Origin of the sequence: Leptospira sp. GIMC2001 (assembly GCF_028462125.1) — a bacterium.
Classification (GTDB): Bacteria; Spirochaetota; Leptospiria; order Leptospirales; family Leptospiraceae.
This window is the reverse complement of record NZ_CP115468.1, coordinates 179802-195008: the sequence shown is the minus strand read 5'-3', so window position 1 is coordinate 195008 and position 15207 is coordinate 179802. Positions and strand designations below refer to the sequence as shown.

The window sequence follows — 15207 nt, the reverse complement described above, 5'->3', positions numbered from 1 at the left end:
ATGGCTATCGGCATTCAGGTAAATCAATTCGTAGTGAATAAAAAAAATATTAAAGAATATAAATTTATTTCTGAAACTATCTCATCTCAGGCAGCGATCTCCGAAGGTCAAGTTTTGTTAGAAATCGAGAAACTTTCCTTTACTGCCAATAATATAACTTATGCTAATCTAGGTGATAGTTTTGGTTATTGGAACTTTTTTCCACTTGTGAATCTGCCTGAATTCGGAATCATTCCAGCTTGGGGATTTGCCACAGTGATTGAATCGAACAATACTGAGATTAAGATTGGAGAGAGGTTTTATGGATATTATCCAACCGCTTCACATTTAGTTGTTGAACCAGGAAAAGTTAGAGAGACTGGATTCAGCGATGCAGCAGCACATAGATCTAAGCTTAGCGGAATTTATAACTATTATACGAATCTAAGATCAGATTACCTTTACAAATCAAATAGTGAAGACTTCCAACTTACTTTCCGTCCTCTTTTTTCCACTGCTTTCCTCTTGGAAGATTTTCTTAGAGAGAATGGATTTTTTGGAAGCGATCAAATCATTATTACGGGAGCTTCTAGTAAAACAGCCTTAGCTCTAACTCAACTCATTCAAACCAATAAAACTAATCTTCATCCAATCGAAATTATTGCACTTACATCGAAGAATAATAAGAACTTTATCCATCAGTTGGGTTGTTATAGTCATATATTTGAATATAAAGAAATAACGGAGATCCGTTCAGAAAATAGCTTAATTGTAGATTTTGCTGGAAATCATAATTTTATAGCTCAGCTACAAGAGCACCTAATAGAAAAACTAAAATACACAAGCCTAGTGGGAGCTTTGCAATGGGATGACCGAAATCTGAATCCTAGGAATGGAACAGGAGTTTTATTCTTTGCTCCAGAACAAATGAGAAAAAAAAGCAGAGAATGGGGAATGGTCAATTTTCAAGAAAGATTCTCAATATCTTGGAACGAATTTTTTCAAGGTACTAAAGATTGGTTTGAATTTCGAACTCTTATGGATCCTGAAGCATTTGCAAATTTCTATCTACAATGCATAAACGGTCGAGTAGAACCGAAGACCGCTACACTCGTTGATTTTCGAAGAATAAATATTTCATAGCTCCATCTGTAAAACTAATATTTCGATCATTCTCTTGAACGTTTCTTCAATATCTGTCGGAAGTCCAAATCCTTTTCCTAATTCAATACTTACAAATCCATGTAAGCTAGATCTGAATATTCGAATATTATGAATTTTTTCCTTTTTCGATTTGTTTCTTAGAACTGAAAATAGTATTTCTAATAATTCTATACTTGCCTTCTCATGTCGGGCATGGCCGCTGGGAGCTTGTATTGTTAAACCATATACACCTTGATGAGATTTAGCAAACTTTCTGTAAGCTCGAGAAAGTTCATAGATAGCTTCTGCCCCGCTTATCCCCTGAATAGATTTAGATAGGCTTTTGCCAAGTTCTTCGAGAGTCATTGCCGCAAGTTCCAAAATCAATTCATCCAGATTCTCGATATGATTATAAAGAGAAGGAGTCTTAATTTCAAAATGTTCGGCAATAATTTTTAAATTTAGAGATTGCCAGCCATTCTTAATGGCATATTGAAAAGCAAAATCCGAGATTTGATCTTTGTTTAAATTTCTTTTTCTCATTTATTATTTGAATTCATTGATTTATAAGGTAAATTTATTACCTCAGCAAATCTCTTCGGTTCTTCGCGGTGCGGATAGTGGCCAGAATTTTCAAAAAGAAACTTCTTACCATTTGTGATCCCTGCAATCCAATCCAATTCTTCGACTGGGTTCTCAAAATCAGGATCCTTTCCCCCCATAATAATAACCACAGGCACTTTGATAGAATCCAATTTTTCTTCACAGCCAGCTTTAGAAGAAAATAAATATTCTCTCAGAATAGAAAGTCTGTTATCAAGATTTAAATAATTATAAATTCGTTCACTCTGTTCGCTTAGATCGTTCGGCTTAACTGTTATATGTAAATCTTCATAGTATCCCTTCCATAACTTAGCACCCCATGGATAACGAAATCCTATTGAAATCATAGTCTTGATTCCAAAAGATATTTCATGATCGCGAACAAATGGTCCGGATAAGACAATCTTTTTTACTAAGTCCGATCGCTCAGCTCCAACATAAACTGCTGATGCCGCCGAAAGGGAAGAGCCAACTAGTATAGTATTCTTCAATTTCTTTTCATCCAAAAATTCAATTACATCCTTCGCTACATCAAGGGCAGAAAATGATGTAAAATCCGAACTGCTACCACCTTGTCCACGAATATCTAAACTATAAACCACTCCTGTTGTTTCCAATTCTTGGACAAGAGGCTGATATCCTTCTTTCGTTTCACCAATTCCTGGAAGCAAAATGTAGGTTTGATTACCAGCACCATTCCTGATATAGCTGATCTTACCATTTAATGCAAAAGATGAGTGTTCACTAGTCTGCGAATAGATCGGCATGCAGCCGAATAATAAAGTAGCCAAAATTAATTGTATTTGCAAGAATTTATGAGTCATTTGGAACATCCTTAATTGAATTAAACTAATCTAATTAGTTTATAAATATCCATATTAGTTAATGGAAAAAATTAGTCAAATAAAAAATTATTGTAAGATACTATCCTTAAAGCAACTCTTCCCTTACTCAAATTATTTCCATGTCTACTTCTATCCAAATTCAAGATTTTCTAAACATGAACCAAAATGTTCCAACAATTGATGTACGCAGTCCGAGCGAATTCAAGAAAGGTCATATTCCTGGTGCCATATCGCTTCCTTTATTCAATGATGATGAAAGGGCAATTGTTGGAACAATTTATAAGAAAGAAGGAAAAGAATCAGCAATAAAGAAAGGACTGGAGATAGTCGGACCGAAGTTGAGAACTCTCGTTGAAAAAGCAGAATCAATTGCCCCATTCAAAAAACTTAGAATTTACTGTTGGCGAGGTGGGATGCGCAGTGGAAGCGTAGCTTGGTTACTTGCAACCTATGGATTTGAAGTAAATACCTTGCGTCATGGATACAAATCGTATAGAAATTTAGTTCTCTCATACTTTGAAAATCAATTTCAGTTGTATGTGATAGGTGGTAAAACAGGTTCTGGGAAAACTTTCATTTTAGAAGAATTAGAGAAATTGAATGAACAAATTGTAAACTTAGAATTTCTTGCCAATCATAAAGGATCAGCTTTCGGAGCTATAGGACAAGCAAATCAACCAAGTAACGAACATTTTGAAAATCTACTATTCGAAAAATTACGAACCCTTAACATTAATAAAAGAATCTGGATTGAGGATGAGAGCTCGCTCATCGGTAAAATTCATATACCGAACGTATTCTGGAATCAAAAACAAAATGCTCCGCTTTTTCAAATAGAAAAAACTCATAACGAACGGATTGAGCATTTAATAAATCAATATTCCCAATTTCCAAAAGAAGATCTGATCAGATCCCTGAATCGATTGGCGAAGAAATTAGGCGGACTCAATTTAAAGAAAGCCATTGAAAATTTAGATTCTGATAATTTTGCAGCAGCGGCAGCTATAACACTACATTATTATGACAAATCTTATGAGCACAGTCTATCTAGAAGAATGAAAGGAAAAATTATTCCAATCTCAATTCCAGAAGGTAATCATACTAAGTATGCAAAAGAATTGATTGAACGAGCAAATGAATATGAACAAAACTGAATACAAACTAACACAATACAGCCATGGTGCAGGATGCGGATGTAAAATCTCTCCCAAAGTTCTAAGATCCATTTTGCATCCAGAACCCTCTCTAGATTCGAATTCACAATCTGTATCAGATTTGAAAGAACAGAATTCCGATAGTAACGAAATTTTATCTAGTAATAGATCGCCAAATCTTACGAACATTTCATCGCTCGGGAGTCGATTATTGATTGGAAATGAGACATCAGATGACGCCGCAGTAATGGACTTAGGTGATGGTAGATGCATTATATCCACAACAGATTTTTTTATGCCTATAGTGGACGATGCTTTTGATTTTGGTCGAATTGCATCCGCTAATGCAATCAGTGATGTCTATGCAATGGGTGGTCGTCCTATAATGGCAATTGCAATATTAGGTTGGCCCATTGATAAACTTCCTCCAGAAGTTGCAAGTAGAGTACTAGACGGTAGCCGTTCAATCTGTTCGGAAGCAGGCATTATTCTTGCTGGTGGTCATAGTATTGATTGCCCGGAGCCAATTTTTGGTTTAGCTGTTACAGGTGAAGTAGACCGTAAGAATATAAAACAAAACAATACAGCGAAATCAGGAGATCTGTTGTATCTTACAAAACCTTTAGGAGTTGGAATACTCACCACCGCACAAAAAAAGGGAATTCTTCAAAGTGAAGATAGCTTGATTGCTCCCAAACAAATGATGGAACTCAACTCAATTGGCTATGACCTAGGTAAATTAGAATATATTCATGCACTAACGGACGTCACTGGTTTTGGTCTTTTGGGACACCTCTCTGAGATCTGCGAGGGAAGCAATCTATCAGCGACAATTTTCTCATCCAAAGTTCCGATCATCACCCAAGCTCGTTACTATCTTGAAAGAAATTCAATTCCAGGTGGAACTCTACGCAATTGGGATAGCTATGGTGACAAGATGGGTGAGATGAGTGAAGAAGAAAAAAATATTTTTTGTGATCCTCAAACAAGCGGAGGACTATTGATAGCGGTTGATCCACAGTATCAGGTAGATTTTGAAAAATTCATGATGTCTAAGGGTAAAAATTTACAACCATTTGGGCGATTAGTAATGAGAACAAATCCATTGATTAGTTTGGAATGACTAAAACTGAAAAACAAAATATGATCACAACAATCAATATCGAAAAAACTTATCTTTATAATTCATATTTAATGAATTAATTCACTCGATCATATTTTTCTTTATGTCAGATTTTATTACATTCATAATATTTTTTAAAAGATGACTATAAACCCTATCTAAGTTATTGATATTATAATACAGACCTGAATAGACAATTTTTTTATCTGAATAGACTTTTGACAGAATCTCAAGATTATTCGAATCCATTAAATCTAACTTTAACTCGATTTCACATTCATTAGCCATGGCTGGAACACCAAGATACCATAATAGGACTCCATAAAAACTTAAACCGTACGTATACAATTTTCTCTCACAATAAAATTTACTTATCTCACCTTTTATCGTATAATCTGTTATAATTGATTTATCATCGGTAAGCATTATGCTTTTAAAGTTATAATTACCTTCTAACTCCTTTTTTAAGATATCTGCAAAGTAATATTTGAAAGGAGTGTTTAATGAAATACCGTCGGACTCAGGAAAGTTTAATTCGAAATTTCCTGAAATAAAAAATGGAATAAAACTATAAGCGGTTTTATTAATGTTTTCTCCTTTTCTTAAGTCCTCAAAAAATAGAATTTTTATCGATTTTTCAAAGAGATTAGTTTTTATAACAGATTTGTCAATTTCATAATTTCGGATCGGAATCGCTATACAAGATGCAAGAATTAAAAAGGATATATAAATTAATTTTTTTATCATTAGTTTAGCTCACAAATATTATCTTTATTATCGGACAACACCAGTTTGTATTGCCCGATAAATTTGTAAATCTATATGTTAGCTGAGTAATTGATTGTTTAATCCAAAATATACGGAAGTTTAATATCCTTATATTTAGGATCTTGAATTTTCTTTCTAATATTTTCTAAGGTAAAATATGGAGTATCAACAACTAAGAGATTTGCCGCAAGATCAGGAATGGATCCTCCAGCATCAATATGAGCCTGATAGTTTACCTCAATTTTTCCTTCATCCAGTATTTTGAATTTCCACTCTGCATTCAACTTTGCAATTCGAACAACACCCGACGGAATCGGCTTGGAGATTGCATTGCTATCATTTATTTTTACAACGATATTCTTTGTTTTGGGATCTTGTTTCAGAACAGAATGCAACACGGCATCTCGATTACTAACAGGCCATGGCGCTGCATTAATAGTATAAGTATACCATTCCTTGTCGCTTACAGTCCTTAGAATCTCAGCAGATTTACAATTGTGCAATGTAGTTGGATAAGTATTTACATCCTTAAGCAAAGCAATGAGAGCAGATGGACTCGCCTCAACAATTGTTTGTCCCCAGAATTCTTTGAGTGGAGAACCTTCCACGACTCGTGTCTTAACAATAATGTTATTTTTATTCTTTGCCGTTTCCCATCCTTGAGCAAATACACTCGACGATAAAAGGATTCCAAATATCAAAATTGGGTTGAGTAAATTGTTTTTCTTCATAACATCCATTAGACTTTTGTATCCAATTTCTATGTTATTTTCTGGTATATTGATGGATTTTTTTATAAATCAGTTTAGAGGATTTTGATAAACAAATACTGTTAGGAGTATTTTTATAGAATTATCAGAGTATTAGAAATGACTAAAATTACAAAATGAACGCTTTTAATAAACAGTTCTGCAATTCAAAAAATTGTTTCCTAGAGGCAAAAATTCAATAATTTTTAGATAAAAAAGCTTTCATAACATCTCAGGTGAAAAAAAATAAACTATGGATTTAATTAATAAACGAATCGTGATCACAGGGGCAGCTTCTGGTATTGGAAAAGCTACTTTACAAGAACTCTTAAAAACCAAAAATACTAGAATTCTGGCTGCCGATATAAATGCAGAGAGCATTGAGAAGAATGAAAGAGTATTTCCCATTTCTTTAGATATATCTGAATCCAAGAATATCACCAAACTCATTGAGATCGCGAACGAAAAGTTAGGTGGAATCGATATATTCTTTGCAAATGCAGGATTTGCTTATTATGAAACTATTCAATCAAATAATCCCGATAGACTAGAAAAAATTTATAGAACCAATGTATTTTCACCAATCCAAACACTGATTGAACTAAATCTTAATTCTCCTAATTCCTTTTTATTTATAATAACTGCATCCGCCATGAGTCATTTAGCACTTCCTGGTTACGCAATGTACTCTTCTACTAAAGCGGCAATACATTCATTTACATCTGCTTATAGGTATGAATTGAAGAAGGGGAATCGTATCATGGTAGTGTATCCAATTGCGACCAGAACACAATTTTTTGATTCAGCTGGTAATAAAGTTCCAGTGCCGTTTCCTAGTCAATCACCACAAACTGTAGCTAAGAAGATTGTCAGAGGAATCAAATGGAATTCCAATTCAGTTTATCCATCGTATATATTCAGTACGACGCAGATATTGGATCGTTTTTTATTTTTTCCATTAAAAATTTATCAATGGATAGAAGGAATTAAATTGAATAAAAAGTAATTTTCGTCTTGAAGAGATCGTAACAGGAACAAACTTATACTTATGATTAAAAATACTTTTGGATTTATAATTTTTGCGTTTTTTATAATGGCTGGTCTAGTGTCCTGTGCAGATAGCTTAAACGAAGATAAGAAAACTGAACAATTGTATTATGAAACAATTCCCATAGCGAAGGCCAGTGGGCAACTTGTTCTGGTAGTATTCGGAGCTGACTGGTGTGCAGATTGTAACTCGCTCAAGAATAGATTTTATAATAACTCTGATATTCGGACTCTTTTAGAAAAAGAATACTTAGTCTTCCATGTTGACGTGGGTAGATTTGATAAGAATCTAATTTTTGCGGAGCGCTTTGGAAGTCCCGAAAAAAAAGGAATCCCAGCTCTTGTAATAGTTGATCCTTCTCAAGAAGAGAAAGTTTTAGCAACGACAATGGGTGGTGAATTCTCTAGCGCTCAGCAGATGCAAGACAAAGAAATTTTGAATTATCTAAAACAATTTATTGCTAAGAAATAAATTAGAATTTAGTTAAAAACTACTTAACAATTAATTATAGATCCAATAGAATTTCTTTTGCAATTTCGTCTAGATCCTCGTATTTCTCATCTTTATTCGGATTTTTTGCAATTCTTTCTAACTGGGATTTAAATTCCAGTTTGATTGTTTTTGGCATTTTAATTAAAACATAATTCAAAACCCAAGCTTGCCAAACATAATCATTCGAATCCAATATATCATTTACAATTGGTACAATATCTTTGCCCGCAGCAATTAATAACGGAACTATTTCTCTAGCTATGGGCCAATTTATATCTTGAATCCAAATAAAAAGGTCTTTTAAAATCGGTTTATAACCAGGATAACCTAGATTTTTGATAACCTCGACGGAAGCAAAATCATGTTTATTTTTTGGAATATAATCTTTGATGTCCATTGAAAGTTAATAGGTACTTCGTTTATCCTACAGAAAGTTTTGCAGCTGGTTTCCATAAAAAGGCCGGCATGGGTTTTTTGAGCTTCCAGACTATACTCATGGGTTTAGAACCTGTATGTTCGATATATTCACATTCTCCTAAAAAGACAGAACCCATAGTGTTTCCATACTCATCTTGGTTTCTTTCTCTTATAAAAAGTAAAATTTTCCTACCTTCAATCTTGTGATTTATATATTTTTTTCCTTTATTACTATCTGGGCTAACAACATTTTGAGTCTGCCAATGAAAATGGTCCATGTTTATCGCGTAAACTTCGAATAATGTTGTGGGTGAGAAATATTTTTCAGTTTTATCTAATGTTACAAATAGAATTTCAGTATTCAATTCTTTCGATTCTGCAACGCCCTCTCTATTTGAACTTTTTTGATGAAAGCTATGTAAGCCAAAGGCAGCAAGAACTTGATCACGTGTGTACCGGCTATGAAGTTTTAATGGTTGTTCAAAAGGTAAATCAATTTCTGTTTCCACATAGTCTATTTTGTTAATCAAAATATCAATAATTTCTCGAATCTCACCCACAAGAAGTGGGTTAATCCCTATCGCTCTTATACCTGCCTCGAGTGAAACAAACTTAGAAGGTTCTTGCCAAATATCATAATACAATAATAGACAGTATTGACGTTCCAAATTGCTCAGATGATCGACCTCAATATCAAAATTATTAGCGGCCAATTTATCAATAAATTGAAAATATGAATAGGAATTGCAGCTAAGCCATTTTTTTAAAATTGCCCTTGTAATCTCGACTTCATTCGTAGAATCAAAGCTTTCAATAACTTCCGCATTTTTAAGAAGGCGATTCCAGCAACCTCTAGCATAAATCTTTTGTAACGGTATTTTATAATAAGCAGTAAAATTTTCTAAAGTTATTTCTTGACCAGTATGATTTCTGAAATCTTGAATTTTACGAACCAGCTCATTTTTACTAAAAATTAGTGCTTTTTTTATATTTTCTAAGATGTATTGCTTGGCCTGTTTTTCTAAAACAATGCTGCATCCAAGTGGTAAAAAAGGAAAATCGTTTTCTAGATCTTCAATTATTGATTGATTTGTCTTTCCTACCAAAGCTCGAAATTTTCCTTCATAATCATACTCTGATCTTGAATTCCCTACAAAATCTAAAACACTCAAAAATTCCTTATCCTTCGAATGTCTAAGCCCTCTTCCAAGTTGTTGTAAAAAAACTGTTAAACTTTCAGTTGGTCTAAGAAATAAAACAGTATCAATTTCTGGAATATCTACGCCTTCATTAAATATATCAACAACGAATAAATAATTTATTTCTTTATTAGCTAATTTTTTCCGGATTTGATGTCTGTTCGAAGAATTGGAACTAACCAAATATTCCGATTTAATTCCAAATTCATTAAATTTCCTAGCCATATATTCTGCATGAATTTGTGATGTGCAAAAACCTAACGCTGTTACTTCATTTTTATCATTAAGATATTTATCTAAATTAGTTATTATTTCAGCAACACGTCTGTCATTTTCTGTGTAAAGAACAGAAAGCTCATTCACATCATATCTTCCATTTCTCCAAGATACCTGTGATATATCTACACTATCGGTAATGCCAAAGTATTGAAACGGACATAGAATCTTTCTATTCAATGCTTCTGGAAGACGAATCTCAGCCGCAATTGTGTTGGAGAAATCTTTTAGTATGCTTAAACCATCCATACGTTCTGGTGTGGCAGTAAGTCCCAATAAAACCTGGGGCTCAAAAAAATTTATCAACTTTCTATAGCTAGGTGCTGAAATGTGATGGACCTCATCAACAATGATATATTCAAAATATTGTTTATCAAAATGCAATTCATCAATCCGATTGTTGATTGTACTAATTGAAGCAAAAACATTTTTGAATTCGGAAGGCTCTATTCCATCGACCCATAATTCACCGAAATTGTTATCCCGCAATATTCCTCGAAATGTTGAACGAGCTTGCTCTAGAATTTCCTTTCTGTGAGCAATATAAAGAAATTTTATTCCCGATTTCTGACTTAAAAAGTTTTTAAAGTCAAACGCAGAGATAACAGTTTTACCTGTTCCTGTTGCAGCTACTATTAAATTTCTAAATCGTTTATGAACATTTCTTTCTGTTAAAAGTTTTTCAAGAATCTCTTCTTGAAATGGAAAAGGTCGAATATCAAAAAATACTAATTGGTTATCAAAATTTCCGATCTTTTCCTTCTTTAATGCAGAGCGGAGTCGATCTGAATCCTTACTTACTTCAAACAATTCGAAATCTGGATTACTCCAGTACGATTCGAAGGTCTTTGCAAATTGATCTATGATTTGTGGAATTTCACTTCTAGTTATTTTTATATTCCATTCTAGTCCATGAGTTATGGCAGATTTAGACAAATTTGAAGAACCAATATAACCTGTGTCGAATTTAGTTTTCCTTACAAATAGGTATGCCTTTGCATGCAGACGATCCACTCTAGTATTGTAAGATATTTTTATTTTTGAATTCGGAAGTTTTGAGAGATACTCAATTGCCTTAGCTTCTGTTGCACCAGTATAAGTTGTAGTGATTATTCTAATCTTTCCGCCCCTTTCAGTAAATTCTTCTAGTTCTTTTCTAAGTATTGCTATTGCAGAAAATTTAATAAAAGAAACCAAAAAGCAAATTTCATCAGAAGATTTAATTTCCTTTCGTATTTCGCTTTCAAAAGAAATCCCAGAATTCTGACCCGTAAATAGTTCACTGTAAGACAATCCATGAAATGGAGTTATTTCCTTTATATAATCGTCATAATCACTCAATTTATAATTTACTTTAGAAATTATAGCAGATAGAACTTTTGCTTCTATTTTTATTCGTTCCTCATAAACATCCTTATGTAAGGTTTCATCTGCGATTACTTTTAAAAGTTTATTAACAAATTCGATTCTTTTTAATACAGCTTCCTTACCTTTGAAAGATTGAAGGGATTTTTGTAATATGGATGTTAAATGTTGAGACAGTATTCTAGTGGAGTTTCCATCGGTAACTTCGTTCTTCTTTACATAATAAAATTGATCGTCGATAGAATCCAACTTATCTTGGACAAGCTGACTAATAATCTGTTCATATAAACCGTGAATTGACATAAGTGATCCATAACCCTCTGAATTTCATACCTTCCTCAAATTCTACCCTGTTTGCAACCCAAACTAATTGGGATTTCTATTCAAAAACTCATCGAATTATCACAAAAAAATTGATGAACAAAACAAGGGGATTTCTATTGTTTGAGTACAATGACTTGGAAACAGACAACCACTCCCACTAAAGCAGTTCAAAGCTTCATCAATGCGAAAAAGTCTGGCAACGAACCTTCGGAAGATTCCCTCTCAGTAATTAGAAATTATAGAAAATGGAAGGAACCTGAATTGATCGGTCTATTAAACGCTTCAGGTTACTACCCAGAGATTCTAGTTGAAGATGGAATGGAACAATCTATTGCCAGTTTGTTGCAGAAATTCAAAGATCGTCAAGTTCCACATAAGTGGAAATTTTAGTCGAGTAACATAGATTCTATGAATCCATCAAGGATTATATATCAAGAAACAAGTCCGTACTCGGCGTTCACAGCTTTTCTCGAAGAAGACGAAAGAACTACATATTTATATCTACAATGTGAGAACAATCCTGAATGGGGAATCAAATCTCTTTGGATTCGAAATCATACTGTAGCTCCATTGGAAAGAGATCCTGATGATTTTCAGAAAGGACTCGCTCCTATCTTATTGAAGCATGAGATAACTCAACCCGAAGGATTGCCATCCTTCAAACCAGAAGATATTCATTTTATTTGGACCGAAGAAGGGGATGGACTTTTTTTATTTCTAGGTGATGAGATGGAAGCCTTCCTGCCATCTTGGTCAGGTGTGAAAGGATTTCATGGTTATGCTCGTGGAGCGAGAGAAGATGCAATTACAGCAAGTCCTCTTGGAGATCCCAACAATGGAATTCTCTATGATAGAATGATTGCATCCCGAAAATATTGGGAAGGGCGTTCCTCGAAAGATTCTTGGAAAAATATTCAAAAAAATAGATTGGAATATCTAGAATCTAAATTTGGCAAACATGAAAAATACTGGTCGGCTGACGGTGGCAAGTTTCCTGAACTCGGCATTGCAAAATTTCGCCCAAGTCATCTGCCAAATATTTCAGTCTTTGTTACCATCGGTATGAGTGCTCAAAATCAACCAAGTGTTGAGCTCTATCATAAAGATTATGAGAAGTTCGCTCGCATAGAATTATTATTAGCTTTTCAAATTCCGGAATCCAGTGATAGGTCAGAAGAATGGGTTCAACATTTGATTGGCGAAATGATCAAATTTCCATGGAACACAGGAAAATGGTTTGGTCATGGGCATACTCTAGGCATGAATCGTAAAGATCCAGATCAACTCTATTTGGACTTCAATTCGACCATTCTCCGCAACCTATCGCATTCTGAATTGTCCAATAACTCTCTTCCTGATTTGAGCGATCAACAGACAGAGAATGGACAACCAGCAAATTATCTGGCAATCATTCCTTTAACAGAAGAAGAGAAAATGATCTGTCAGACAGAAGGATCATCCAAGATATTCAAAGCACTGGATGAGAGAGGTTTTGGCTGGATACATAACCCAGAGAGAGAATTTCTTTTTGTTTGAACCAATGAAAAATCATTCTTCATTTTTAGAATTATGCCGTAGATAAAAGAGATATGGAAAAATACACGAAATACAACAATATGGCCTTTGATAGTTTTGATATCGATCGAATTCTCAAATCGATGGACAATGCACAAGGCTTTCTCCTATCAACCGTCTTTCAAAAGAAATTCTCAATGGATATCAATTTGAAAAGACATGAAGATATGAAGAATTGGATTTCGTCCAAAGAACTTCCATACTTAGTTCTAGATGGTGTACAAAAAGTATCCGATCCCGACTCAGGCAAAATTTTAGATTATTCCATATTGTATATATTAACTTTCTTTCGTGATGATAAGATCTCGATTGAAGGATTTCAAGATCTCGCACAGATTTTACTCAAAAGATATGATCTCAATACCATCATCACAAAATTACCAAATTCAAATAATCTTGAAACCTGGAATAGAGAAGCAGAACGTAAGGCTTTCAGAAATATAACCAGCACAACAACGCAAGGTTTAACAAAAGATTTCTTTCTTGGTCTCAATAAGAAAAAAGAGAAATTTTTCTTTGTAGGAATAGAAAACCAATCGGAAGACGCAGGACCTTTCATTAGAAAGGTCAAAAAACGTGACTATTCTGATATGGATCGCCAAATAGCATAAATTAAGCTATTTGGATTGTTGCATCAACTGCAGACCCGAACAAATATTAGTAAAAAACCTAACAAATTGCAAAAATAAATTGCGTAATATTTAATATATTAAGCAAACTCCTCTTACAACGAAGTTCAGTTATCCAATTCTTCTAATTCATTTTTAAATTGAAGAGACTTCTATATTAAGGAGTAACCTCTATGGTTGCATTAAATCACGAACTTGAGTCAAAATTTTTAGGTGCAACTAAGATTTTGCGAGAGTATTTACCAAGAAGTTTGTGGCAGATTGCTGAAAAATCTAATTACTTAGGTCATACGGATGTTGCAGGCAAAGAAGAAGATTTGTGTTTTATGTTCTGCGATATGTGTGAGTTTACAAGATTTTCCGAAGTCCATCCTGCATCTGCCGTTGTAATGACGATCAATGTATTCTTCGAAGAAGCATCTGATATTATATGCAACAATGGTGGGGATATAGATCGATTTACAGGAGATGGTTTTCTGGCTATTTTCACTGATCCTTATGAAGCTGCAAGGGCCTCTGCAATTATGAGCAACCGATTCAAAGAGTTAAGTCATATTTTATCAGACTCTACTGGACAAAAATTGAAATTCAGAACGGGTCTTCATTATGGGAAAGCCTTACGCGGAACAATTGGTGGCTTATTGAGAAAAGATTATACAGTGTTAGGAGACGCAGTCAATATTGCCAGTCGGATCGAATCGAATTGCAAACCAAGCAAAGTTTTGGTTTCTACAGCTTTCTATCAAGCTTGTTCCAATCGAATCAGCACTGATGAACCATTTACGATTCAAGTAAAAGGTAGAAATGAAGCAATTGAAGTAAGATATCTTAAGAAGGTGTTATTATGACAATCTATGAACAAATCGGAGAAACAAATATCCAAAAGGTTGTTGGAATGTTCTATAGCCGAGTACTTCTGGATAAGGATCTTTTTCCCTACTTCTCAGACGCCAATATAATTGATCTAAAAGAACACCAAGTTCAATTTCTATCGTTTTGCACTGGTGGACCCGAATACCGTGGAAGAAGCCTTGAATCTGCACACTCAGGTCTAGAGATTAAGGAAGAGCATTTCATGAAAGTTGGTCAACACCTGGTCGTTGCACTTAAGGCTTATAAAGTTTCTGAGGACATCATTGCAGAGATTATGAAAATCGTGATAAGTGTGAAAGATCAAGTAGTGAATAGATAGAACCGATTGTTTCAATGATTCAATCGCCTGATATGAATCATTGAAGCCTTTGGAATGAACTGCAAACTGGCTTCAGATCTTCTAAATTAGAGAATTTCTAATGATGATGGTCAATATTTATGATTATTAAGAATCAAAAAAGGGTTGAGGCAATAAAAAACCCGCAAGAACTGCGGGCTATAAAGTGCTTTTGTCTGAAACAGACTTGATCTATCTAGATCAGGTTATTTCTTAGCAGCTTTTTTCTTAGCAGTTTTCTTCTTAGCAGTTTTCTTTTTTGCTACTTTCTTCTTAGCTGCTTTTTTCTTAGATGCTTTCTTTTTAGG

General features: G+C 34.1%; 16 protein-coding genes. 10 read left to right on the top strand and 6 right to left on the bottom strand.

The features are described 5' to 3' along the window. Positions 1 to 1122 (top strand): DUF2855 family protein, encoded by a 1122-nt coding sequence (locus O4O04_RS02450; RefSeq protein WP_272533927.1) that lies wholly within the window; start codon positions 1 to 3, stop codon positions 1120 to 1122. Here O4O04_RS02450 and O4O04_RS02445 read toward each other — a convergent pair. Both O4O04_RS02445 and O4O04_RS02440 read right to left on the bottom strand, forming a co-directional pair. Continuing rightward, positions 1117 to 1665, bottom strand: coding sequence for a TetR/AcrR family transcriptional regulator (locus O4O04_RS02445; protein ID WP_272533925.1), 549 nt, complete (start codon positions 1663 to 1665; stop codon positions 1117 to 1119). The genes O4O04_RS02450 and O4O04_RS02445 overlap by 6 nt on opposite strands. Next, positions 1662 to 2549, bottom strand: coding sequence for an alpha/beta fold hydrolase (locus O4O04_RS02440; RefSeq protein WP_272533923.1), 888 nt, complete (start codon positions 2547 to 2549; stop codon positions 1662 to 1664). Before O4O04_RS02440 ends, O4O04_RS02445 begins: the two co-directional genes overlap by 4 nt. Before the next feature lie 176 nt (positions 2550 to 2725). On the opposite strand from O4O04_RS02440, the gene mnmH reads away from it, so the two are divergent. Beyond that, positions 2726 to 3724, top strand: a complete 999-nt coding sequence (gene mnmH / locus O4O04_RS02435; RefSeq protein ID WP_272533921.1) for a tRNA 2-selenouridine(34) synthase MnmH — start codon at positions 2726 to 2728, stop codon at positions 3722 to 3724. Then, complete coding sequence (selD, locus tag O4O04_RS02430; RefSeq protein WP_272533919.1) at positions 3711 to 4847, top strand: selenide, water dikinase SelD; 1137 nt, start codon at positions 3711 to 3713, stop codon at positions 4845 to 4847. Before mnmH ends, selD begins: the two co-directional genes overlap by 14 nt. An 81-nt stretch (positions 4848 to 4928) precedes the next feature. Here selD and O4O04_RS02425 read toward each other — a convergent pair whose 3' ends face one another. Together O4O04_RS02425 and O4O04_RS02420 are read right to left on the bottom strand one after the other, a co-directional pair. Beyond that, positions 4929 to 5594 (bottom strand): hypothetical protein, encoded by a 666-nt coding sequence (locus tag O4O04_RS02425; RefSeq protein ID WP_272533918.1) that lies wholly within the window; start codon positions 5592 to 5594, stop codon positions 4929 to 4931. Positions 5595 to 5692: 98 nt separating this feature from the next. Continuing rightward, a complete protein-coding gene (locus O4O04_RS02420; RefSeq protein WP_272533917.1) occupies positions 5693 to 6346 on the bottom strand; it encodes an START domain-containing protein in 654 nt (217 codons plus the stop codon). A gap of 271 nt (positions 6347 to 6617) precedes the next feature. Between O4O04_RS02420 and O4O04_RS02415 the strand changes: the two genes are divergently transcribed. Further along, entirely contained in the window at positions 6618 to 7370 is a 753-nt protein-coding gene (locus tag O4O04_RS02415; protein WP_272533916.1) for an SDR family NAD(P)-dependent oxidoreductase, read from the top strand. Positions 7371 to 7412: 42 nt separating this feature from the next. After that, positions 7413 to 7883, top strand: coding sequence for a thioredoxin family protein (locus tag O4O04_RS02410; RefSeq protein WP_272533914.1), 471 nt, complete (start codon positions 7413 to 7415; stop codon positions 7881 to 7883). A gap of 34 nt (positions 7884 to 7917) precedes the next feature. Here O4O04_RS02410 and O4O04_RS02405 read toward each other — a convergent pair whose 3' ends face one another. Next, positions 7918 to 8301 carry a DUF5071 domain-containing protein gene (locus tag O4O04_RS02405; RefSeq protein WP_272533912.1) on the bottom strand — a complete coding sequence of 128 codons (384 nt, stop codon included), beginning with the start codon at positions 8299 to 8301 and terminating at the stop codon, positions 7918 to 7920. Between the two features lie 22 nt (positions 8302 to 8323). Then, the gene (locus O4O04_RS02400) at positions 8324 to 11464 is read right to left on the bottom strand and encodes a DUF3427 domain-containing protein (protein ID WP_272533910.1); all 3141 of its coding nucleotides are present in this window, start codon (positions 11462 to 11464) and stop codon (positions 8324 to 8326) included. 150 nt (positions 11465 to 11614) lie between these two features. On the opposite strand from O4O04_RS02400, the gene O4O04_RS02395 reads away from it, so the two are divergent. From O4O04_RS02395 to O4O04_RS02375, 5 genes are all read left to right on the top strand, one after another. Further along, positions 11615 to 11875 carry a hypothetical protein gene (locus tag O4O04_RS02395; RefSeq protein ID WP_272536000.1) on the top strand — a complete coding sequence of 87 codons (261 nt, stop codon included), beginning with the start codon at positions 11615 to 11617 and terminating at the stop codon, positions 11873 to 11875. A gap of 18 nt (positions 11876 to 11893) precedes the next feature. Beyond that, entirely contained in the window at positions 11894 to 13021 is a 1128-nt protein-coding gene (locus O4O04_RS02390) for a suppressor of fused domain protein (RefSeq protein ID WP_272533908.1), read from the top strand. 53 nt (positions 13022 to 13074) lie between these two features. Beyond that, on the top strand, positions 13075 to 13671 hold the full coding sequence (locus O4O04_RS02385) for a hypothetical protein (RefSeq protein WP_272533907.1): 597 nt from the start codon (positions 13075 to 13077) through the stop codon (positions 13669 to 13671). Positions 13672 to 13862: 191 nt separating this feature from the next. Beyond that, the gene (locus O4O04_RS02380) at positions 13863 to 14537 is read left to right on the top strand and encodes an adenylate/guanylate cyclase domain-containing protein (protein ID WP_272533906.1); all 675 of its coding nucleotides are present in this window, start codon (positions 13863 to 13865) and stop codon (positions 14535 to 14537) included. Next, positions 14534 to 14881: a group I truncated hemoglobin gene (locus O4O04_RS02375; protein WP_272533905.1), complete on the top strand. Its 348-nt coding sequence runs from the start codon at positions 14534 to 14536 to the stop codon at positions 14879 to 14881. The genes O4O04_RS02380 and O4O04_RS02375 overlap by 4 nt, the downstream gene beginning before the upstream one ends. Positions 14882 to 15207: the final 326 nt, after the last annotated feature.